This is a genomic window from Streptomyces sp. NPDC046977 (assembly GCF_040644455.1).
Taxonomy (GTDB): Bacteria; Actinomycetota; Actinomycetes; order Streptomycetales; family Streptomycetaceae; genus Actinacidiphila.
The window spans coordinates 1-21033 of sequence record NZ_JBEYWO010000009.1; the positions used below are offsets into that span (position 1 = coordinate 1).

General features: G+C 73.3%; 16 protein-coding genes and 1 pseudogene. 13 read left to right on the forward strand and 4 right to left on the reverse strand.

The features are described 5' to 3' along the window. Positions 1-457 (forward strand): annotated as a pseudogene (locus ABZ883_RS15625) (hypothetical protein); the annotation flags it as partial. Positions 458-480: 23 nt separating this feature from the next. Beyond that, positions 481-1353 carry a hypothetical protein gene (locus ABZ883_RS15630; RefSeq protein WP_360906480.1) on the forward strand — a complete coding sequence of 291 codons (873 nt, stop codon included), beginning with the start codon at positions 481-483 and terminating at the stop codon, positions 1351-1353. A 59-nt stretch (positions 1354-1412) separates the two neighbouring features. Here the strand turns inward: ABZ883_RS15630 and ABZ883_RS15635 are convergent, their stop codons facing one another. Further along, positions 1413-2702: a DUF1015 domain-containing protein gene (locus ABZ883_RS15635; protein ID WP_360906169.1), complete on the reverse strand. Its 1290-nt coding sequence runs from the start codon at positions 2700-2702 to the stop codon at positions 1413-1415. Between the two features lie 72 nt (positions 2703-2774). Between ABZ883_RS15635 and ABZ883_RS15640 the strand changes: the two genes are divergently transcribed. Continuing rightward, positions 2775-3806, forward strand: a complete 1032-nt coding sequence (locus ABZ883_RS15640; RefSeq protein WP_360906170.1) for an HAD-IIA family hydrolase — start codon at positions 2775-2777, stop codon at positions 3804-3806. A gap of 18 nt (positions 3807-3824) precedes the next feature. On the opposite strand, the gene ABZ883_RS15645 is transcribed toward ABZ883_RS15640, so the two are convergent. Continuing rightward, the gene (locus tag ABZ883_RS15645) at positions 3825-4172 is read right to left on the reverse strand and encodes an SCP2 sterol-binding domain-containing protein (RefSeq protein WP_360906171.1); all 348 of its coding nucleotides are present in this window, start codon (positions 4170-4172) and stop codon (positions 3825-3827) included. 148 nt (positions 4173-4320) lie between these two features. Between ABZ883_RS15645 and ABZ883_RS15650 the strand changes: the two genes are divergently transcribed. From ABZ883_RS15650 to ABZ883_RS15675, 6 genes are all read left to right on the forward strand, one after another. After that, complete coding sequence (locus ABZ883_RS15650) at positions 4321-5313, forward strand: histone (protein ID WP_360906172.1); 993 nt, start codon at positions 4321-4323, stop codon at positions 5311-5313. 19 nt (positions 5314-5332) lie between these two features. Then, positions 5333-5536, forward strand: a complete 204-nt coding sequence (locus ABZ883_RS15655; protein WP_360906482.1) for a hypothetical protein — start codon at positions 5333-5335, stop codon at positions 5534-5536. 7 nt (positions 5537-5543) lie between these two features. Then, positions 5544-6350 (forward strand): TlyA family RNA methyltransferase, encoded by an 807-nt coding sequence (locus ABZ883_RS15660; RefSeq protein ID WP_360906173.1) that lies wholly within the window; start codon positions 5544-5546, stop codon positions 6348-6350. After that, complete coding sequence (locus ABZ883_RS15665) at positions 6347-7267, forward strand: NAD kinase (protein ID WP_360906174.1); 921 nt, start codon at positions 6347-6349, stop codon at positions 7265-7267. Before ABZ883_RS15660 ends, ABZ883_RS15665 begins: the two co-directional genes overlap by 4 nt. Before the next feature lie 38 nt (positions 7268-7305). Next, positions 7306-9048 (forward strand): DNA repair protein RecN, encoded by a 1743-nt coding sequence (gene recN, locus ABZ883_RS15670; RefSeq protein ID WP_360906175.1) that lies wholly within the window; start codon positions 7306-7308, stop codon positions 9046-9048. Positions 9049-10392: 1344 nt separating this feature from the next. Continuing rightward, positions 10393-11529, forward strand: a complete 1137-nt coding sequence (locus tag ABZ883_RS15675) for a glycosyltransferase family 4 protein (protein WP_360906176.1) — start codon at positions 10393-10395, stop codon at positions 11527-11529. A 40-nt stretch (positions 11530-11569) separates the two neighbouring features. Here ABZ883_RS15675 and ABZ883_RS15680 read toward each other — a convergent pair whose 3' ends face one another. Together ABZ883_RS15680 and ABZ883_RS15685 are read right to left on the reverse strand one after the other, a co-directional pair. Then, positions 11570-12160 (reverse strand): hypothetical protein, encoded by a 591-nt coding sequence (locus ABZ883_RS15680; RefSeq protein ID WP_360906177.1) that lies wholly within the window; start codon positions 12158-12160, stop codon positions 11570-11572. A 144-nt stretch (positions 12161-12304) separates the two neighbouring features. After that, positions 12305-14113: a glycoside hydrolase family 15 protein gene (locus ABZ883_RS15685; protein ID WP_360906178.1), complete on the reverse strand. Its 1809-nt coding sequence runs from the start codon at positions 14111-14113 to the stop codon at positions 12305-12307. A gap of 400 nt (positions 14114-14513) precedes the next feature. Between ABZ883_RS15685 and ABZ883_RS15690 the strand changes: the two genes are divergently transcribed. The 4 genes from ABZ883_RS15690 (at position 14514) to ald (ending at position 20708) form a co-directional block, all read left to right on the forward strand. Further along, positions 14514-16166, forward strand: a complete 1653-nt coding sequence (locus ABZ883_RS15690; RefSeq protein WP_360906179.1) for a CTP synthase — start codon at positions 14514-14516, stop codon at positions 16164-16166. A 66-nt stretch (positions 16167-16232) separates the two neighbouring features. Beyond that, positions 16233-16856: an NUDIX hydrolase gene (locus tag ABZ883_RS15695; RefSeq protein ID WP_360906180.1), complete on the forward strand. Its 624-nt coding sequence runs from the start codon at positions 16233-16235 to the stop codon at positions 16854-16856. Positions 16857-17024: 168 nt separating this feature from the next. Next, positions 17025-19304: an NB-ARC domain-containing protein gene (locus ABZ883_RS15700; protein ID WP_360906181.1), complete on the forward strand. Its 2280-nt coding sequence runs from the start codon at positions 17025-17027 to the stop codon at positions 19302-19304. Positions 19305-19592: 288 nt separating this feature from the next. Beyond that, entirely contained in the window at positions 19593-20708 is a 1116-nt protein-coding gene (gene ald, locus ABZ883_RS15705; RefSeq protein WP_360906484.1) for an alanine dehydrogenase, read from the forward strand. Positions 20709-21033: the final 325 nt, after the last annotated feature.

Below are 21033 nucleotides of genomic sequence, written 5' to 3' on the forward strand. Positions count from 1 at the left end.
GATCGGCGTGATGAGCGTCCGCGTTACGACCGTCCCCGTGAGGACCGGCCGCGTCAGGACCGTCCCGGTGACGACCGTGGCGGGTTCCGCCGCGACGACCGTCCGCGTTACGACCGTCCTCGTGAGGACCGTCCTCGTGAGGACCGTCCTCGTGAGGACCGGCCGCGTGAGGACCGGCCGCGTGATGATCGTGGTGGGTTCCGTCGTGACGATCGGCGTGATGAGCGTCCGCGTTACGACCGTCCCCGTGAGGACCGGCCGCGTCAGGACCGTCCCGGTGACGACCGTGGCGGGTTCCGCCGCGACGACCGTCCGCGCGGTCCGCGCAGGGACGACGACCGCGGTGGCCGGCGTCCGTCCGTGCAGGGGCGGGGCCGGTTCGCGGACACGCGGGGCCGTGACGACCGTCGTGAGGAGCGGGAGCCGATCAAGCGGCTGCCGATCCCGGAGGACGTGACGGGGCAGGAGATCGACCCGAGCGTGCGGCAGGAGCTCATGAGCCTGCCGAAGACGCTGGCGGACGACGTGGCGCGCAACCTGGTGATGGTGGCCCGGCTGCTGGACGAGGACCCGGACGCGGCCTACGCGTACTCCCGTGTGGCGCTGCGGCTCGCGTCGCGTGTCGCCGCCGTGCGTGAGGCGGCCGGTTTTGCGTCGTACGCGACGGAGCGGTACTCCGAGGCGCTGGCCGAGTTCCGGACCTGCCGACGGATGACGGGCACGGTCGACCTGTGGCCGGTCATGGCGGACTGCGAGCGCGGTCTGGGCCGCCCGGAGCGCGCGCTGGAGATGGCGGGCGCCCCCGAGGTGCACAAGCTGGACCGCGCCGGCCAGGTGGAGATGCGTCTGGTGGCCGCCGGTGCCCGGCGCGACATGGGCCAGAACGAGGCCGCGGTCGTCACGCTGCAGAGCTCCGAGCTGGCGTCGAACGCCGTTCACCCGTGGACGGCACGGCTGCGCTACGCGTACGCCGACGCCCTGCTCTCGGTGCACCGTGAGGACGAGGCCCGCGAGTGGTTCGCCAAGGCGGTGGAGGCCGACCACACCGGAAGCACGGACGCCTCCGACCGACTGGCGCAGTTGGACGGCGTGGCGTTCGTGGACGTTCTGGACGACGACGACGACAACAACGACGACGACCAGGCCGTCCCCGAGGACGACGCGGATGAGCTGTCCGGTGCCCGTGCGGACGACGAGGACGAGGACGACGACGAGGACGACGAGGAGTCTGCGTCGGACGAGCGTCCCGCCGCTCCGGCTGAGGAGCCCGAGGTCGACCTGACCGACGAGGCCGATCCGTCGGCGTTCCTGGAGAACCCGTTCAAGGAGCCCTCGCGCGACACCGAGGACTGACGGACAACGAGAAGGGCGGCACCCGCGCGATGCGGGTGCCGCCCTTCGGCGTTTGTCCGTCAGGCCGGCGTGCCGTCCGGCTCCAGACTGCGCAGGACCAGGCCGGAGGCCGGCTTGGGCCCGAACGAGGTCGACTTGCGCGGCATCGTGACACCCTGGCGGGCGAGTTCGTGGACAACGCTCTCGCGCACCGGGTGGATGAGCACAGCGGTGCCGCCCAGGCGTTCGGCGTGCGCCACGGCCGCTTCGGTGTCGTGGATGTACTGGATGTGCTCGGGGCCGTCGGGGACCTCCCACACGCGGTCGAGCAGCAGGCTGTGCAGCACGGTCGCGTCCAGTCGCCGCCATGCCTCGGGGCGGTCGTGCGGGACGGTCAGGGCGGTCAGGTCCGGGTCGGGCCGGTCCAGCAGGTGGAAGCCGTTGTCGCCGCTCAGGACGAAGGCGTTGCCCTCGGCCGCGGCGTCCTCCAGGGCGGCCAGGGCCTGTGGGAGGGCGTGCGGCAGCTCGCGGACCCGGAAGGCCTTGCGCGCGGCCTCCAGGGCCTGGGCGACGGGCAGTTGGGGCAGCACGCGGTGGATCGCGCGGACCCGCAGCGGGTAGCGGGCGGTGTCGACGAGCAGGACGAGTCCGTAGTCCCAGGGGCTCGGGCCGTTCTGTTCGGCCTGGAGCCGCAGGTAGGTGGCCCAGCGGTGATGGCCGTCGGCGATGAGCGCCTGGTGGTGCGAGAGGTCGTCCCGGACGGCCGCGATGGCGTCGTCGTCGGTGATCGCCCACAGGCGGTGCCGGATGCCGTCCTCGGTGGTCGTGGCGAGCAGCGGGGCGTCCTGGACGGTGTGTTCGACGATCCGGCCGGCGGGCCCTTCGCCGCCGCGGTACGACAGCAGCAGCGGTTCGAGGTTCGCGGCCGTGGCGCGCATGAGGGCGGCGCGGTCGGCGACCGGGCCCGGCATGACGTCCTCGTGGGGGAGGACGACGCGCTCCTCGGGCGGGGTCAGCCGCAGGGCGCCGATGAGTCCCCGTTGCAGGTGCCCGCCGTCGCGCTGCTCGTAGACGTACAGGGCGGGGGAGGGGTCCAGGGCGAGGACGCCGTCCTTCTGCCACTGGGACAGCGTGGAGGCCGCCTTGAGATGCCGGCCGTCCGGGGGCTCGGCACTGGGCAGGATGAGCCGCACGACATTGTGGGGGTCGGCGGTCTCCAGGTGCCGCTGTCCCTCGGGCCGGACGACGACGTCGTACGGTGGCGAGGTGACCGCGGCCAGGCTGCCGACCCGCTCGGGGACGTAGCGGAGCGCGCGGAACGGCGCGAGCCGCAAACCACCACCCGGTGCAGCGGATCCGGAAATACTCATCCGGGAATGCTACGCGGGTCATGTGCGCGGGGAGCGCCGAGTGATCGACAACATACGAGGAGCGACAGCCCGATGACGACCCACCGGATCGTGCCGGACGGCAGCGAACGGCCCCTGGACCAGGCGTACGACACGGCGCTGCTCGACCTCGACGGGGTCGTGTACGCGGGCGGCGACGCCATCGCGCACGCGGTCGACTCGCTCGGCGCGGCGCGCGGCCACGGCATGCACCTGGCGTACGTCACCAACAACGCGGCCCGCACCCCGCAGGCCGTCGCGGAGCACCTGACCCGGCTGGGCGTGCCCGCGGAGGCGTCGGAGGTCATCACCTCGGCGCAGGCGGTGGCCCGCCTGATCGCCGACCAGGTGCCCAGCGGGGCGCGGGTGCTGACGATCGGGGGCGAGGGACTGGCGGAGGCGCTGCGCGAGCGCGGACTGCGTCCCGTGGACTCCGCCGACGACGACCCCGCGGCGGTCGTCCAGGGCTACTCGCCCAAGGTCGGCTGGGAACAGCTCGCCGAGGCCGCGTACGCGGTCAACCGGGGCGTGCCGTGGTTCGCGTCCAACACCGACCTGACGATCCCGACCGCGCGCGGTACGGCGCCCGGCAACGGCGCGCTCGTGGAGGTCGTGCGGATCGCCACCGGCGCGACACCGCAGATCGCCGGCAAGCCGCTGCCCCCGATGCACCGCGAGACCGTCATCCGGACGGGGGCCGAGCGGCCGTTGGTGGTGGGCGACCGGCTCGACACCGACATCGAGGGCGCGCACGCAGGCGGCGTCGACTCGCTGCTGGTCCTCACCGGGGTCACCACACCGGCGCAGTTGCTCGCGGCGCCGCCCCGGCACCGGCCGACGTACGTGGACGCGGACCTGCGCGGGCTGCTGGCGCCGCAGCCCGAGGTGGCGGCGGCCGGCGGCGAGGGGGCGTACCGCTGCGGCGGCTGGACGGCACTCGCGGGCGACGGCGAGCTGCTGCTGGACGGGCAGGGCGGACCCATGGACGGGCTGCGGGCGCTGTGCGCGGCAGCGTGGACCACGGCGGGCGGCGGATCGTGCACCTTGGACGCGGAAAAGGCACTGGCCCGGCTGGGCCTGAGCTAGCCGGGGCCGGGGTGCGCCCTAGAGGAGCTTGCGCAGTCGCAGGAGGTCGCGCAGGGCCGCCTCCAGCTTGACCCGGCCGCTGCCCCAGGCCTTCGCGAAGTGCAGCCTGCCTTCGACGAGCGCGACCAGGTCGTCACCGGCCATGGTGAGCCTTATCTGCGCGCGCTCGTCCGGCGTGCCGGGCACCGTGACGACATCCTGGATGCGGCCGTCGGCGAGGCGGCCCACAAAGGTGATGTCGAGGTCGGTGATGCGGCAGCTCAGCGAGCGGTCGAGGGCGGCCGCGCTGCGCATGTCGCCCTCTGCCTTGGCGAGGTTCTCCGACAGCCGGTCGAGTGCGCTGCGGCACTCCTCGATGGTCGCCATCGGTTGTGCGTCTCCCGTTCGGATGCTGACGTGTGCTGATCGACGGTACCGCAGCCGACCCTTGGCAAGGTGCGGGCCGCTACGGGGTAGCGTCATGACCAACGAGAAGCACGGAGACCGGTGAACCCGAAGGTGAGGAGTGAGGGCGATGCGGGACGCGCTGCGGACCTGCCTGCAGATTGCGGGCGGCCTGACCGAGGCCACCCGGCGACGGGCGGTCGGGGCGGCGAGAGAGCTGCTGGACCAGGCGGGGATAGACGTCGAGGAAGTCCAGCGCTCGATCGGCCGGCGTATCCCGGCGGAGGTCCAGACGCTCGCCGATGAGCTGATGCGGGCGGGCCGCGCCAACCGGGACCTGCTCGTCGGGCTCATCCGCGAGGAGATCGACAAGGCGATGACCCGGGTGAGCCGTCTGGCGGACGACGTCACGCGGGTCGGGGTGGTGCTGGAGGCGCTGGAGCGGCGCATCCGCAACCTGGAGGGCGAGGGACGGCCCGAGCCGGCCGCCGACGGCTCCGGCGCGGCCGGTACGGCCGGTACGGGGGACGTGGACGGCGGGGAGGCCGAACCGGGGCTCTACGTGCCCCCGCAGCCGCCCGTCGAGCACGTGCCGGTGGAGGGGGAGGAACCGCCCGCCAAGAGTGCCGCGCCCACGGCGCGCAAGAATGCCGCTCCCGCGACGGCACCGACGACCCCCAAGAAGGCGGCAACGCCGTCCAGGACACCCGTCGCCGCGCCCACCGCGCGCAAGAACGCCGCCCCCGGGGCGGTGCCCGCCGCGCCGAAGCCCGCGACTCCGACGGTGAGGAAGGCCGCGGCCAAGAAGGCGGTGTCCGCCGCCGAGTCGGCACCGGCGAAGACGGCCCCTGCGAAGAAGACCGCGGCCAAGAAGGCGGCCCCTGCGGCCGGGGCAGCGGCCAAGAAGGCAACCGCCACCAAGAGTGCGGCCAAGACGACCGCCGCGAAGAAGGCCGCGTCCGCTGTGAAGGCGGCTCCCGCGGGCCAGGCCCCGGCCAAGAAGACGACCGCCACCAAGAGTGCGGCCAAGACGACCGCCGCCAAGAGCGCGGCGAAGAAGACCGTCGCCAAGAAGACCGCGGCGAAGAGGACCACCGGGACGCGGGAGGCGGGCCGTGACTGAGGCGGGTGCGGCGGAGCCGCTGCCCGAGGCGACGCCCGGGCCCGAGGGGCCGCAGCCGCTGGGGGTCGTGGTGGAGGCGACGGGGAATACCGAGGTGGACGGTGTGCTTGTCCGCCTGGAGGACGCCGATGCGCTGCCCACCGAGGACCACATCGAGGTGTACGAGGATGTACACCGTGGGCTGCGCGACGCCCTCACGAGACTCGACGACAACAGGAGCTGAACCTCACGTGGCACGACGCCGACTCGACGCCGAGCTGGTGCGCCGGAACCTCGCCCGCTCACGGGAGCACGCCGGGCAGCTGATCGCCGCCGGCCGGGTGACCGTGGGCGGGACGACCGCGACGAAGGCCGCCACCCAGGTGGAGACCAGTGCGCCGGTGGTCGTGGCGAAGGACGGCTCGGACCCCGACTACGTCTCCCGCGGCGGGCACAAGCTCGCCGGGGCACTGGCGGCCTTCGTGCCGCTGGGGCTGGGCGTGGCGGGCCGCCGGGCGCTGGACGCCGGGGCGTCGACAGGCGGGTTCACCGACGTACTGCTGCGCAACGGCGCCGCGCACGTCGTGGCGGTGGACGTCGGCTACGGCCAGCTCGCGTGGTCGTTGCAGAGCGATGAACGTGTCACCGTCAAGGACCGTACCAACGTACGCGAGTTGACGCTCGAGCAGATCGACGGCCGGCCGGCCGACATCATCGTCGGCGACCTGTCCTTCATTCCGCTCGGGCTCGTCCTGCCCGCCCTCGTCCGCTGCTCCGCGCCCGGCGCGGACCTTGTCCTCATGGTCAAGCCGCAGTTCGAGGTCGGGAAGGAACGGCTGGGCAGCGGCGGTGTCGTGCGCAGCCCTCAGCTGCGCGCCGAAGCCGTACGCCAGGTCGCCGGACAGGCGGCCGAACTGGGACTGGGGGTGCTGGGTGTGACCGCGAGCCCGTTGCCGGGACCGTCGGGGAATGTGGAGTACTTTCTGTGGCTGCGCGCCGGGGCACCGGAACTGGACCCGGCCGACGTCGACCGCGCCGTGGCGGAGGGGCCCCGTTGAGCGAGACACTTCAGACGCAGGAACGCACCGTCTTCCTGCTGGCGCACACCGGCCGGCCGGCCGCCGTCCGCAGTGCGGAGCGGGTGGTGCAGGGCCTGCGGCGCTGCGGGATCGGCGTGCGGGTGCTGGCCGAGGAGGCCGAGGAGCTCACGCTGCCGGACAGCGGCGCGGTGGAGCGGGTGCAGGAGATCGGCCCGGAGACGGTCGAGGACTGCGAGTTGATCATCGTCCTCGGCGGTGACGGCACCCTGTTGCGCGGCGCGGAGTTCGCCCGCGCCTCGGGCGTGCCGATGCTGGGCGTCAACCTGGGCCGCGTCGGCTTCCTCGCGGAGGCGGAGCGGGACGACCTGGACAAGGTCGTCGACCGGGTCGTCACGCGCGACTACGAGGTCGAGGAGCGCATGACGATCGACGTCCTGGTGCGCAACGACGGCCGGGTCGTGCACACCGACTGGGCGCTCAACGAGGCGTCGGTGGAGAAGCAGGCGCGCGAGCGCCTGCTGGAGGTCGTCACGGAGGTGGACGGCCGTCCGGTGTCCCGGTTCGGCGGCGACGGGGTGGTCATGGCGACCCCGACCGGATCGACGGCCTACGCCTTCTCGGCGGGCGGCCCGGTGGTCTGGCCGGAGGTCGAGGCGCTGCTCATGGTGCCGATCAGCGCCCACGCGCTGTTCGCCAAGCCGCTGGTCACCTCGCCGAGGTCGGTGCTCGCCGTCGAGGTGCAGCCCAAGACACCGCACGGTGTCCTGTGGTGCGACGGGCGGCGGTCGGTGGACCTGCCGGCCGGCGCGCGCGTCGAGGTGCGGCGGGGTGCCGTGCCGGTGCGGCTGGCGCGGCTGCACCACGCCTCGTTCACCGACCGGCTGGTCGCGAAGTTCGCCCTTCCGGTGGCGGGCTGGCGGGGCGCGGCGCACTGAGGGGTGAGGCCCGTCGCGCGGCGGGCCGCAAACCTCGTATGGTCGTATCCGTGTTGGAGGAAATGCGGATCAGGTCGCTGGGAGTCATCGAGGACGCCGTGGTGGAGCTGTCGCCCGGCTTCACCGCGGTGACCGGCGAGACCGGTGCGGGCAAGACCATGGTCGTCACGAGCCTCGGGCTGCTCCTGGGCGGCCGCGCCGACCCGGGTCTTGTCCGGATCGGCACCAAATCGGCGTCCGTCGAGGGACGGATCACGCTGAGCGCCGATGCGCCCGCCGCCGTGCGGGCCGAGGAGGCGGGTGCCGAGCTGGACGACGGCGCGCTGCTCATCAGCCGTACCGTCTCGGCGGAGGGCCGCTCCCGGGCGTACGTGGGCGGCCGCACGGTGCCCGTGGGGCTGCTGGGCGAACTGGCGGACGAACTGGTGGCCGTGCACGGCCAGACCGACCAGCAGGGGCTGCTGCGGCCCGCGCGCCAGCGCGAGGCCCTGGACCGGTACGCGGGCGACGCCGTCGCCGTGCCGCTGGTCAAGTACGGCGCCGCCTACCGGCGGCTGCGCGAGGTCGCGGGCGAGCTGGACGAGCTGACCACCAGGGCCCGGGAGCGGGCCCAGGAGGCGGACCTGCTGCGCTTCGGCCTCGAGGAGGTCGCGAACGCCGAGCCGCTGCCCGGCGAGGACACCGAGCTGGCCGCCGAGGCGGAACGGCTGGGCCACGCCGAGGCGCTCGCCTCGGCCGCCACGCAGGCGCACGCCGCCCTGGCGGGCAACCCCGAGGACCCCGAGGGTGTCGACGCCGGGATGCTCGTCGCGGGCGCCCAGCGCGCCCTGGACGCCGTACGCTCGCACGACCCCGCGCTGGCCGCGCTGTCCGACCGGATCGGCGAGATCGGCATCCTCCTCGGGGACGTCGCCGGGGAGCTCGCCGGCTACGCCGACAACCTGGACGCCGACCCGCGGCGGCTGGCCGCCGTCGAGGAGCGGCGTGCCGTCCTCGCGCACCTGACGCGCAAGTACGGGGAGGACATCGACGCGGTTCTGGCGTGGGCGGCCACGGGCGGCGCCCGGCTGGTCGAGCTGGAGGGCGACGACGAGCGGATCACGGAGCTGACCGTCGAGCGGGACGCCCTGCGGGCCGAGCTCGGCGACCTCGCGCAGGCGCTCAGCGACGCCCGCGCGGAGGCGGCGGACCGTTTCGCCGGGGCCGTCACCGCCGAGCTCGCCCAGCTCGCCATGCCGCACGCCCGGGTCACGGTCGCCCTGCGGCAGACGGACGACCCCGAGGGCGTCGTGGTCGGCGGGCGGACGGTCGCCTTCGGCGCGACCGGCGCCGACGAGGTGGAGCTCCAGCTCGCGCCGCACCCGGGCGCACCGCCCCGGCCGATCTCCAAGGGCGCCTCCGGCGGTGAGCTCTCCCGTGTGATGCTCGCGGTCGAGGTGGTCTTCGCCGGGTCCGACCCGGTGCCCACGTATCTCTTCGACGAGGTCGACGCGGGTGTCGGCGGCAAGGCGGCCGTCGAGGTCGGCCGGCGCCTCGCCAAGCTGGCGCGGACCGCGCAGGTCGTGGTCGTCACCCACCTTCCGCAGGTGGCGGCGTTCGCCGACCGGCAGCTGCTGGTCGAGAAGACCAACGACGGCTCGGTGACCCGCAGTGGCGTGCGAGTCCTGGAGGGCGAGGAGCGCGTGCGCGAGCTGTCGCGCATGCTCGCGGGCCTTGAGGACTCCGAGCTGGGGCGCGCCCACGCCGAGGAACTGCTCGCGGCGGCCCGCGAAGCCCGCTGAGCCGCTGCGCGGCACGACCCAGGGCCGGGGGTGGCGCGCCCCCGGCCCGGCCGCGCGGGCTTGCCTCTTGCGCGGCCTGAGCTGTTGCGGCGGGGCGGGGCCCTGGTCGCGGCGCGCCTTCCGGCCGGGCCGGGCCGGCGGGCTTGCCTCTTGTGCGGCCGGCGTGGTCGGCCTGGGTTGTCACGGCGGGGCGCGGCCTTGGTCACGCTGACCGGTCCGTGACAGCCACGGAATTGCGTGCCCGGCAGGCCGGCGGCGGCGGTTTGGGCTGTCGCGTGCGGATCGCGTCCGCGGATCCGGCTGTGAGGGCCGCGAGAGCGTGTGGGCGGCTTGTCGCACCCTGCACCGGGGCCATCGGCCGCGGACCGTGTCCGTGCATCCGGCGTTGACGGCGGCGAATCCGTGCGCACGGTCCGGGGGTCGTGCCTCGGGACCGGGGTGTCCTGGACGGGCGCCGTGTGAGCCGACGCCATGCCTTGGGCCGTTGCGAGCGGATCGGCCTCCGTGGCTCCGGTTGTGACGGCGACCAATCCGTTCCTGCGCGCGTGGGTGTGCCGGGTGGGTGGGCGGTTCGTCGGCGTGGCCCAGCAGGTTGCCGTGCTGGGCTTGGGCTGTTGCGTGCGGACGGTGTCCGGTGCTCCGGCTGTGGGGGCAGGGAAGGTGTCCGCGTGGGCGGGTGACGCCCTGCCGCGCCGGGCGATCGGCGAGCCGGGGTGGTGGCTTGGGCCGAGATGGCGACGGAGCTGTAGGGGTCGCTGCGTGAGCCGGGGCGGTTGGGTCGTCGCGCGGGCCGGTATGCCCGGGTGGGTGGGCGGTTCGTCGGCCTGGCTCGCAGGCTGCTCTGGTCGGCTTGGACTGTCGCGTGGTGACCGTCTCCGGTGATCCGGCTGGGAGCCGCGTGGGCAGGTCACGCCGTGCCTGGGCGAGCCGGGGCGGCGGCTTCGGCCGCCCGCTGCGGACCGCGTCGGCGACTCCGGCTCTGACGGTGGCCGATCTGTGCGACCAGGACGTGGCCCGCAGGTTGCGGTGGCGGCTCGGGCTGTCGCGTGCTGACCGCCTCCGTTGATCGCGCTGTGAGGGCGGGTAACCGGGGCGGCGGCGAATCCGTGTGCGTGGGCCAGCGGGTCATCCGCCTGGGCCGTCGTGCGGGGAGAGGGCGACGGCGGGCCGGTTCGGCGGGGGCGGCGTGGCGGATGCTGACGCACTCGTAAGGGTGGTCCCGCGTACGTGCGACCGGGCGCGCGCCGCGCAGCGCTCCCTGGATGGCGTATTGGCCTGGCATCCTGGAGGGCAGCACACTGCAAATCCCCTTCATCCGATGCCGAGTCAGGAGTCCGACCGCGCGTGAGCAGTACTCCGAGCCCCCTGCACGGGCAGCTGCACGCCGTCCATGTGCTGGGTGAGACGGGGAGGGCCCATGTGGCCTCGGTCGCGGGCGGGTTGGTGGCGCGCGGTGTGCAGGTGACGGTCTGCGGGCCGGGCGCGGCGGAGGAGCGGTACGGATTCGCCGCGGCCGGGGCGCGGTTCGCGCCGGTGGAGATCGCCCGCCGTTCCGATCCGCGCGTGGACGCGGCGGTGGTGACGGCTCTGCGTGCGGCCTGCGCCGGGGCGGACGTCGTGCACGCGCACGGCCTGCGGGCCGGCCTGCTGGCCGCGGTGGCGTTGAGCGGGCGGCGTACTCCGCTGGTGGTGACCTGGCACGGCGCGGTCTTCGCCGAGGGGGCCCGCAAGCCGCTCCTGCGGTTGCTGGAGCGGCGGGTGGCGCGGGCCGCGTCCGTGGTGCTGGGCGCGTCCTCGGACCTGGTGGACCGGGCCCGCGCGGTCGGCGCCCGGGACGCCCGGCTGGCGCCGATCGGCGTTCCGCTGCCGCCCAGGACCGCCGCGACCTCCGAGGCGGCCGCCGAGGCGGAGCGGCGCCGGCAGAAGGCGCGGGACGAATTCGGCGCGGGGGAGAGCCCGTTGCTGCTGGCGGTCGGCCGGCTGGAGCCGCACAAGGGGTACGGTCAGCTGCTCGACGCCGTGCACGGCTGGACGCGGCTGGACCCGCAGCCGCTGCTGCTGATCGCGGGTGAGGGGTCGCTGCGCCCGGAGCTGCAGCAGCGGATCGACGCGGGGAAGCTGCCGGTGCTGCTGCTCGGCATCCGTGACGACGTGCCCGAGCTGCTGGCCGCCGCCGACGCCGTGGTGCTGCCCTCCCGTTGGGAGGCCCGCTCGGCCGTCGCGCAGGAGGCCCTGCACGCGGGGGTCCCGCTGGTCGCGACCGCCGTCGGCGGCACGCCCGAACTCGTGGGTGACGCCGCAGCGTTGGTGCCCTACGGCGATCCGAAGCGGCTCGCCGACGCCGTCGTGGGCCTGCTCGGCGACCCGGCGCGGCGCGCCTTACTGGCCGCCGCCGGTCCCGCCCAGGCGGGCACGTGGCCGACCGAGGATGACACGGTGGCCCAAGTGCTCAGCATCTACGACGAGTTGTCCTCGCTCTGATCGCCCTGGGATTCGGCGGCCGTTCCTCGCATCGAAATGGCTAGGTTTCATAGAGGATCTCCTCCATGCCGCAGTACACGGCGACACCGAGCGCGCCGATGGTGAGCCACAGGTACAACTGCCCATGGGCGAGGTCTTCGGTGGGGTGCGTCTCGAAGTGGCCGCTGGGATCGTAGGCCACTGCCAGGGGTTGTCCGGGCTGTGCCCGAGCGACCCATGAGGTCGCGACATCGGCTTCGTCGTGGGGGCAGTCCAGACGGTGATTGTGGAATGTCCGCTCGTGTTCGTTGATGGTCACCACGTCGCTGGTCACGGCCGTCACCGTGCACGTGACCTCCCGCCCCCAGCCGACCAGCGCCCACTTGTCGGTCCCCACGGCCGTGGCGTGGTAGACGGTCGCCAGCGCGGCGACGGTCAGCCCGCACGCGAGCGCATGCCTGTATCGCTCCCAGCGCCAGAACAGGGCCACCCCGGAGACGGCCAGGATCGCGGGTATGAACAGGAGGGACCACAGCCCGGTGTCGGCCAGTGCCCCGCCGTGGACATAACCGGCGAGCAGGCACAAGCCGAGGACGGCCACGGGCATACCCACGGCGGCCGACAACTGCACGGCCAGGGTCCGTCTTCCCACGCGGCTCATGGTAAGTGCACAGTCCTCGCCGCATCTTCGGATCCGGTCGACCCACGGGTCGGAACCGTCACCCTGTCCGAAACGGCCCGCCGTGGACATCACGGCGGGCCGTTTCGGACGAGGGATCCGGGATCCGACAGGCGCTCAGCCGCCGTACGCGCCGCTCGCGGTCAGCCGCAGCGCGGTGTCGATCAGCGGGACATGGCTGAACGCCTGCGGGAAGTTGCCGACCTGGCGCTGCAACCGCGGGTCCCACTCCTCCGCCAGCAGGCCGAGGTCGTTGCGCAGGGCCAGCAGCCGCTCGAACAGCCGGCGCGCCTCGTCGACCCGGCCGATCATGGCGAGGTCGTCGGCGAGCCAGAACGAGCAGGCGAGGAAGGCGCCCTCGTCGCCGGGGAGGCCGTCGAGGTTCTCGCCGCCGGGCGGGGCGTCGGTCGGGTAGCGCAGGACGAAGCCGTCCTCGGTGGACAGTTCGCGCTGGATCGCCTCGATGGTGCCGATGACGCGCTTGTCGTCCGGCGGAAGGAAGCCGACCTGCGGGATCAGCAGCAGCGACGCGTCGAGCTCGCGCGAGCCGTAGGACTGCGTGAAGGTGTTGCGCTCCTTGTCGTAACCCTTCTCGCACACGTCCCGGTGGATCTCGTCGCGCAGGTCGCGCCAGCGCTCCAGCGGGCCGTCGACCTCGCCGGACTCGATGAGCTTGACGGTGCGGTCCACGGCGACCCAGGCCATGACCTTGGAGTGCACGAAGTGCCGGCGCGGGCCGCGGACCTCCCAGATGCCCTCGTCGGGCTCGTCCCAGTGGTCCTCGAGGTAGTGGATGAGCCGGAGCTGGAGCAGGGAGGCGTAGTCGTTGCGGGCCAGGCCGGTCATGTGGGCCAGGTGCAGCGCCTCGGTGACCTCGCCGTAGACGTCGAGCTGCAGCTGGTGCGCGGCGCCGTTGCCGACCCGGACCGGGGTGGAGCCCTCGTAGCCGGGCAGCCAGTCCAGCTCGGTCTCGCCGAGCTCGCGCTCGCCGGCGATGCCGTACATGATCTGCAGGTTCTCCGGGTCGCCGGCCACCGCGCGCAGCAGCCACTCGCGCCAGGCGCGGGCCTCGTCCCGGTAGCCGGTGCGCAGCAGCGACGACAGGGTGATCGCCGCGTCGCGCAGCCAGGTGAAGCGGTAGTCCCAGTTGCGGACGCCGCCGATGTCCTCGGGCAGGGAGGTGGTCGGCGCGGCCACGATGCCGCCGGTGGGCCCGTACGTCAGCGCCTTGAGGGTGATCAGGGAGCGGACCACGGCGTCCCGGTAGGGGCCGTGGTAGGTGCACTGGGCGACCCACTCGCGCCAGAAGTCCTCGGTGGCCTCCAGCGAGGACTCGGGTTCGGCGAGCGGCGGCGGCTCCTTGTGCGAGGGCTGCCAGCTGATCGTGAAGGCGACGCGGTCGCCGGGGGCCACGGTGAAGTCGGCGTACGTGGTGAGGTGCTCGCCGTAGGTCTCGACATCGGTGTCGATCCAGACGGAGTCCGGGCCGGCGACGCCGACGATGCGGTCCCCGACCTTGTGCACCCACGGCGTGACCCAGCCGTAGCTGAAGCGCATGCGCAGTGCCGAGCGCATCGGGACGCGGCCGCTCACGCCCTCGACGATCCGGATCAACTGGGGGGCGCCGTCACGCGGCGGCATGAAATCGATCACACGGACCGTTCCGCGCGGGGTGTCCCACTCGGACTCCAGCACCAGGGAGTCGCCGCGGTAGTGGCGCCGGGTGGCGGCCGGCGGCTGCGTACCGTGCGGGAAGGCGGGGCCGAGCCTCCAGTAGCCGTGCTCCTCGGTGCCGAGCAGGCCCGCGAAGATCGCGGGGGAGTCGAAGCGGGGCAGGCACAGCCAGTCGACCGTGCCGTCCCGGCACACCAGGGCGGCGGTCTGCATATCGCCGATGAGTGCGTAATCCTCGATACGCCCGGCCACGTGGGTCTCCAGTCGAACGACGGCGGCGCCCCTTGGGACTGGGGCGGTGATTGCGGTCTGTGGATCTTTCGACGAGCTCTTTCCCGGGAGCAGGCGGGGTGGTGCCGTGCCGGTTCACTCGCATCGAATCGATGTGTCCGAGCAGGATACGACGACAACGCGGGCGGTGCGGAAGCCCCGACGGATCTTGCTGAGCCGGTCGGGTGCATTTTGTCGTACCAATGTCCCGGCGACCTCGCTTTTCATCAGAGAGCCGTCCTCCGCGGCTGGTGCGCGTCACTGATACCCTGGTAGCCCGTGGGCCGGTGGCCTGAACCACTGAACCGCCGCGACGACACCACCCCTCTTCACCGCCATGGTGCCGTCCCGACCACCACCTCGCGACCACGGGAGCCCCCTCTTGGCACTGCCGCCCAAATCCACGACGACCAAGCACCTCTTCGTCACCGGGGGTGTCGCCTCCTCGCTCGGCAAGGGCCTGACGGCCTCCAGCCTGGGAGCGCTGCTCAAGGCCCGGGGCCTGCGGGTCACCATGCAGAAGCTCGACCCGTACCTCAACGTGGACCCGGGCACGATGAACCCCTTCCAGCACGGTGAGGTGTTCGTCACCGACGACGGCGCCGAGACGGACCTGGACATCGGCCACTACGAGCGCTTCCTGGACGTGAACCTCGCCGGTTCGGCCAACGTCACCACCGGCCAGGTCTACTCCTCGGTGATCGCCAAGGAGCGCCGCGGCGAGTACCTCGGCGACACCGTGCAGGTCATCCCGCACATCACCAACGAGATCAAGTCCCGCATCCGGCGCATGGCGACCGAGGACGTGGACGTGGTCATCACCGAGGTCGGCGGGACCGTGGGCGACATCGAGTCGCTGCCCTTCCTGGAGTCCGTCCGCCAGGTCCGCCACGAGGTCGGCCGGGACAACGTCTTCGTGATGCACATCTCGCTGCTGCCGTACATCGGCCCCTCCGGCGAGCTGAAGACCAAGCCGACGCAGCACTCGGTGGCCGCGCTGCGCAGCATCGGCATCCAGCCCGACGCGATCGTGCTGCGCGCCGACCGCGACGTGCCGACGTCCATCAAGCGCAAGATCTCCCTGATGTGCGACGTGGACGAGGAGGCGGTGGTCGCCGCCATCGACGCCCCGTCGATCTACGACATCCCCAAGGTGCTGCACACCGAGGGCCTGGACGCCTACGTCGTCCGCCGGCTGAACCTGCCGTTCCGCGACGTGGACTGGACGCAGTGGGACGACCTGCTCAAGCGGGTCCACGAGCCCGAGCACGACCTGACGGTCGCGCTGGTCGGCAAGTACATCGACCTGCCCGACGCGTACCTGTCGGTGACCGAGGCGCTGCGCGCCGGCGGCTTCGCCAACAACGCCAAGGTCAACATCAAGTGGGTCACCTCCGACGACTGCAAGACCCCGGCGGGCGCCGCGCGCCGGCTCGGCGACGTCGACGCGATCTGCGTGCCCGGCGGCTTCGGTGACCGCGGCGTGGAGGGCAAGGTGTCGGCGATCACCTACGCCCGGGAGAACGGCATCCCGCTGCTGGGCCTGTGCCTGGGCCTGCAGTGCGTGGTCATCGAGGCGGCCCGCAGCCTCGCCGGCATCAAGGACGCCAACTCCACCGAGTTCGACCCGGCGACCGCCCACCCGGTGATCTCCACCATGGCCGAGCAGCTCGACATCGTGGCCGGCCAGGGCGACCTGGGCGGCACCATGCGGCTCGGGCTGTACCCGGCCAAGCTCGCGGAGGGGTCCATCGTCCGCGAGGTGTACGGCGGCGAGCCCTACGTCGAGGAGCGCCACCGCCACCGCTACGAGGTCAACAACGCCTACCGGGGCGAGCTGGAGAAGAAGGCCGGTCTGCAGTTCTCCGGCACCTCGCCGGACAACAAGCTGGTCGAGTACGTCGAGTACCCGCGCGAGGTCCACCCGTACCTCGTCGCCACCCAGGCGCACCCCGAGCTGAAGTCCCGGCCGACGCGCCCGCACCCCCTGTTCGCGGGTCTGATCGCGGCCGCCGTCAAGCGCCGCCAGGGCTGATCGGTACGGTGGACGTGGCGGGCCGGCGGCCCGGCCTGCCACGGCACCGCGTACGGAGGGCACAGCATGCTGCAGGACACCCCTGAGGAGTGGCGGACCACGGCCACCGCCACCCCCTTCACCGGGAAGAAGACCGGTGTCCGGACCGACGACGTCGTCATGCCCGACGGCGGCGTCGCGAAGCGCGACTACCAGGTCCACCCGGGCTCGGTGGCCGTGCTGGCCCTGGACGACGAGGGCCGGGTGCTGGTCCTCAAGCAGTACCGGCACCCCGTACGGATGAAACTGTGGGAGCTCCCCGCCGGACTGCTGGACATCCCCGGCGAGAACCCGCTGCACGCGGCCCAGCGCGAGCTGTACGAGGAGGCGCACGCCAAGGCCGAGGACTGGCGGGTGCTGGTCGACCTCTACCCCTCGGCCGGCGGCTCCGACGAGGCGGTGCGGGTCTTCCTCGCCCGCGGCCTGTCCGAGGTGGAGGGCGAGCGCTACGCGGTGTCGGAGGAAGAGGCCGACATGGAGCAGGCCCGGGTCCCGCTGGCCGACCTCGTGCAGGACGCCCTCGCGGGCCGTCTGCACAACAACTGCTTGGTGACGGGCGCGCTGGCGGTGCAGGCCGCGCTCGCAGGGGACGGTCTGGACGCGCTGCGGCCGGCGGAGGCGCCGTGGCCCGCGCGGCCGTACGCCGTCTGAAGCACCCCGGCCGGGACCCGGACGGGCCCGTCCGGATCGGCTCCCGGTAGGACCATCGGATCGTCCGGGTGGGTGATCATTGATGCTCCCGGCCGCGTCGCGCCAGGGGGTCGGACCCGCCCCGTGAACTAGGCTCGTCCCGTTCTCATTCAGAACGGGAGTGGGCCCGTGGCGGATCACGTGCTGGACGCCGACGCATCGGTGGCGGCCTCGGACGACGGCCTCCGGGAGCCGTCGGTGCAGACCCCCGCCCCCGGCACGCTCCCGCCCGACGTGCCCCATTTTGTCGGCCGCCGCCGTGAGCTCGAGGAGCTGCGGGCCGACATCGACCGGCCGGGCCTGGCGACACTGCGCGGCCGGAGCCCCGACGGGAGCCGTGTGCTGCTGGTCGCGGGCCGGCCCGGCTCCGGCCGCACCTCGCTGGCGCTCCGTCTCGCCCATGACGTCGCGGCGCGCTACCCCGACGGGCAGTTCTTCGTGCGGCTCAGCGACAACGAGGGCGAACCCGTGCCGTCCGACCAGTCCGCGCGCGCCCTGCTGCGGGCGCTGCGGGCCGACGCGGAGCCGGGGGCGGAGGGCGCGGAGCTGTCCGCGGCGCTGCGCACCGCGCTCGCAGGACGCCGGGCGGTGCTCGTGCTGGACGACGTGGCCGACCCCCGGCAACTGCTCGACCTGCTCCCCAAGGGCTCCGGCAGTCTGTTCGTGGCCACCGCGGAGGGGCCGCTGCCCGGCGTGCCCGACGTACGGCCGTGCACCCTGGGCGGACTCGACCCGGCCGCCTGCGTGGACCTGCTCGCCCAGGCCGTCGGGCGGGTCCGGATCACCAACGACCCCAAGGCAGCCGAGGCGCTGGCCCACGAGTGCGGCGGCCATCCCGCGGCCCTCCGCCTGATCGGCGCGTGGCTGGCGACCCAGCCGCGCACCTCCGTGGCCGACGCGACCCGCCGCCTGCACGACATCCGGATCGACTCCCCGGCCCCCGCCCCGGCCGCGGCCCGCGACTCCGCGCCGGGCGCCGCGACCTCCGGGGACGGGGTGCTGCGCGAGGACGTCGGCCGCCGCGGTGCCGCGGACGTCCTGCCGGTGGACGAGCGAGCGCGGGTGGTGGCCCGCAGCGCGCCCGCACCCGCGAAGGCCACCGCCCTTACGGCGGCGGCCGGGCCGCGCGCCACCGCCCCGCCGGAGCTGCTGCGCGCCTTCCGCTTCGTGTACGGGGCCCTCGCCCCTGCCGTGGCCCGGATGCTGCGGCTGCTGGCACTGGCCCCGGCGGGCCTGGTGGACGCGCAGACCGCCTCGGCGCTCGCGGGCTGCTCGGTGGGCGAGGCCGAGGCGACGCTGGAGAACCTGACCGGCTGCGGGCTGCTGCACACGGAGCAGCCCACGAGCGCCGACGCCCCGCTGCCCCGGCAGTACCGCGTGCCGGGCTGGCTGACCCCGTCGCTGCGCGAGCTGCTGCGCGACACCGACCGGCCCGGTGAGACGCAGCTCGCCCGGGCCCGGATGCTGGAGCGCACCGTACGGCTGCTGCACGCCTGCCGGCTGGGCCTGGAGGAGGCCGGCACGGAGCCGGACGGGCTGCCCAAGTCGCTGCGCTTCGCGGACCGCGCGGCCGCGGCGGCGTGGCTGCGCGACCGGCTGCCGGTGCTGCTGGCCGCCGCCCGGCTGGCCGTCGCCGACGGCGAACTGGACACCCTGGCCCGGCGGCTGATGGCCGCGCTCGTGCGCGCGCTGGCCGCCGACCCGGGCGGCGGCGAGAACGCGGCGGAGCGCTACCAGTTGCACCACCTCGTCCTGGACGTGGCCCAGCGGCGCGGACTGCACCGCGAGAAGGCCGCGGCCCTGCTCAACATCGGCGACCTCGACGTGGAGGGCGCGCGCCCGCTCGACGCCCTCGACCGCTACCGGGCCGCGCTCGTCGCCGCCCGCGAGGGGTTCGACGGGGACGCCGAGGGCCGCGCCCTGGAGGCGATCGCCGGCACCTATCTGGAGCTGGACGACCCGCAGCGCGCGTCCGACTGGTACGGCAGGGCGCTCGCCCTGCGACAGGCGCGTGGCGAGCTGGTCCACGCGGCCAGGCTGCACGGCCGGCTCGGCGCGCTGCAGACGTACGCCGGGCGGTACGGGCCCGCGCTGCGCGAGTGGCGGGCGGCGGTGACCGCGTACCGGCGGCTGAAGGACCTGCCGTCCCAGGCCCGCGCGCTGACCGAGGTGGCCCGGGTGCAGGAGTACGCCGGCCATCCCGAGGACGCGCTGCGGACCTGCCGCGACGCCCTGTACTGGGCACGGCAGGCGGGGGAGCGGCGGCTGGAGGGCGCGGTGCTGCTGCGGATGGCCGACACCCTGGACCGGCTGGGCGATCCGGCGGGCGCGCGGTTGCAGCGGGCGGCCGCCCGGCGGCTGCTCCCGGCCTCCGAGATCCCCCGCACGGCGGGCGCCGAGGAGGGCTGACGCCCCAAGGGGCACAGGCTGACCGGCCGCTACCTACGAAACTGCCAATGCCTTCCAAGAAAGTAGTCACTTTGTAAGGCTGGACAGCGAGTCTTCCTTCACTACACTTGGTCACACCGCGAACATCGCGGTCAGGTCCGACGTACCCTGACAACGACTGATATCGACTGGTACTGGCTGGTATCGGCTAGTGCGGGCCGGTGTCAGCCGGCCCCGACCGGCGTGCCGGGTGTCGGAGACCTGGGCACTGGCAAACCCGACGCTCCCCACACAAGGACCGTGATCGACGTGAAGGTCGGCATCCCCCGCGAGGTCAAGAACAACGAGTTCCGCGTGGCCATCACCCCCGCCGGCGTGCACGAGCTCGTCCGAGGCGGCCACCAGGTCTTCGTCGAGCAGGACGCCGGCCTCGGCTCCTCCATCCCGAACGAGGAGTACGTGGCCGCCGGGGCCACGATCCTCCCCACCGCCGACGAGGTGTGGGCGACCGCCGACCTGCTGCTGAAGGTCAAGGAGCCGATCGCCGAGGAGTACCACCGGCTCCGCAAGGACCAGACGCTCTTCACCTACCTGCACCTGGCCGCGTCCCGCGAGTGCACCGACGCCCTCCTGGAGTCGGGCACCACCGCGATCGCGTACGAGACGGTCGAACTGGCCAGCCGCCAGCTGCCGCTGCTCGCCCCGATGTCCGAGGTGGCCGGCCGTCTCGCCCCGCAGGTCGGCGCGTACCACCTGATGCGCTCGGCCGGCGGCCGCGGTGTGCTCCCCGGCGGCGTGCCGGGCGTGGCCCCGGCGAAGGCCGTCGTCATCGGCGGTGGCGTCTCCGGCTGGAACGCTGCGCAGATCGCCATCGGCATGGGCTTCCACGTCACGCTGCTCGACCGCGACATCAACAAGCTGCGCGAGGCGGACAAGGTGTTCGGCACCAAGGTGCAGACCATCGTCTCCAACGCCTTCGAGCTGGAGAAGGCGGTCCTGGACGCCGACCTGGTCATCGGCGCCGTCCTCATCCCGGGTGCCAAGGCCCCCAAGCTGGTCACCAACGAGCTGGTCTCCCGCATGAAGCCGGGCTCCGTGCTCGTCGACATCGCCATCGACCAGGGCGGCTGCTTCGAGGACTCGCGTCCCACCACGCACGCCGAGCCGACCTTCACGGTGCACAACTCGGTCTTCTACTGCGTCGCCAACATGCCGGGCGCGGTCCCCAACACCTCGACGTACGCGCTCACCAACGCGACGCTGCCGTACATCCTGGAACTGGCCAACCGCGGCTGGCGCGAGGCGCTGCGCCGGGACGCCGCGCTCGCCAAGGGCCTCAACACCCATGAGGGCCAGGTCGTTTACGGTCCCGTCGCCGAGGCGCACGGCATGGACTCGGTGGACCTGACGTCGCTGCTCGCGTGATCGTCGGCTGAGTCGACTGATCGACTTTTTGGTCCGGCGTCAACGCGCCGCCCCTCCGGTACCCACGGCCGGGCCCTGCCAGTTCAGGGCCCGGCCGTTCGCGTGGAACCATACCGTTTTGCCGATTCGTCCCTCGGCGAAACATCGGCGGCGCCCCCGTTACGCCCTTGACAGCGGCGTGTTCGGTTGCCGACACATCGTGCCGTGTCCGGTGGATTGTGTTGCTGTGAACCACCGACACGCCATAGAGTCGCCAACCGTCGGCATGCTGCAACGCTGACCTATTGAGAAGTTTCCTGGTCACCAAGGAGGTAAGACGACTTGT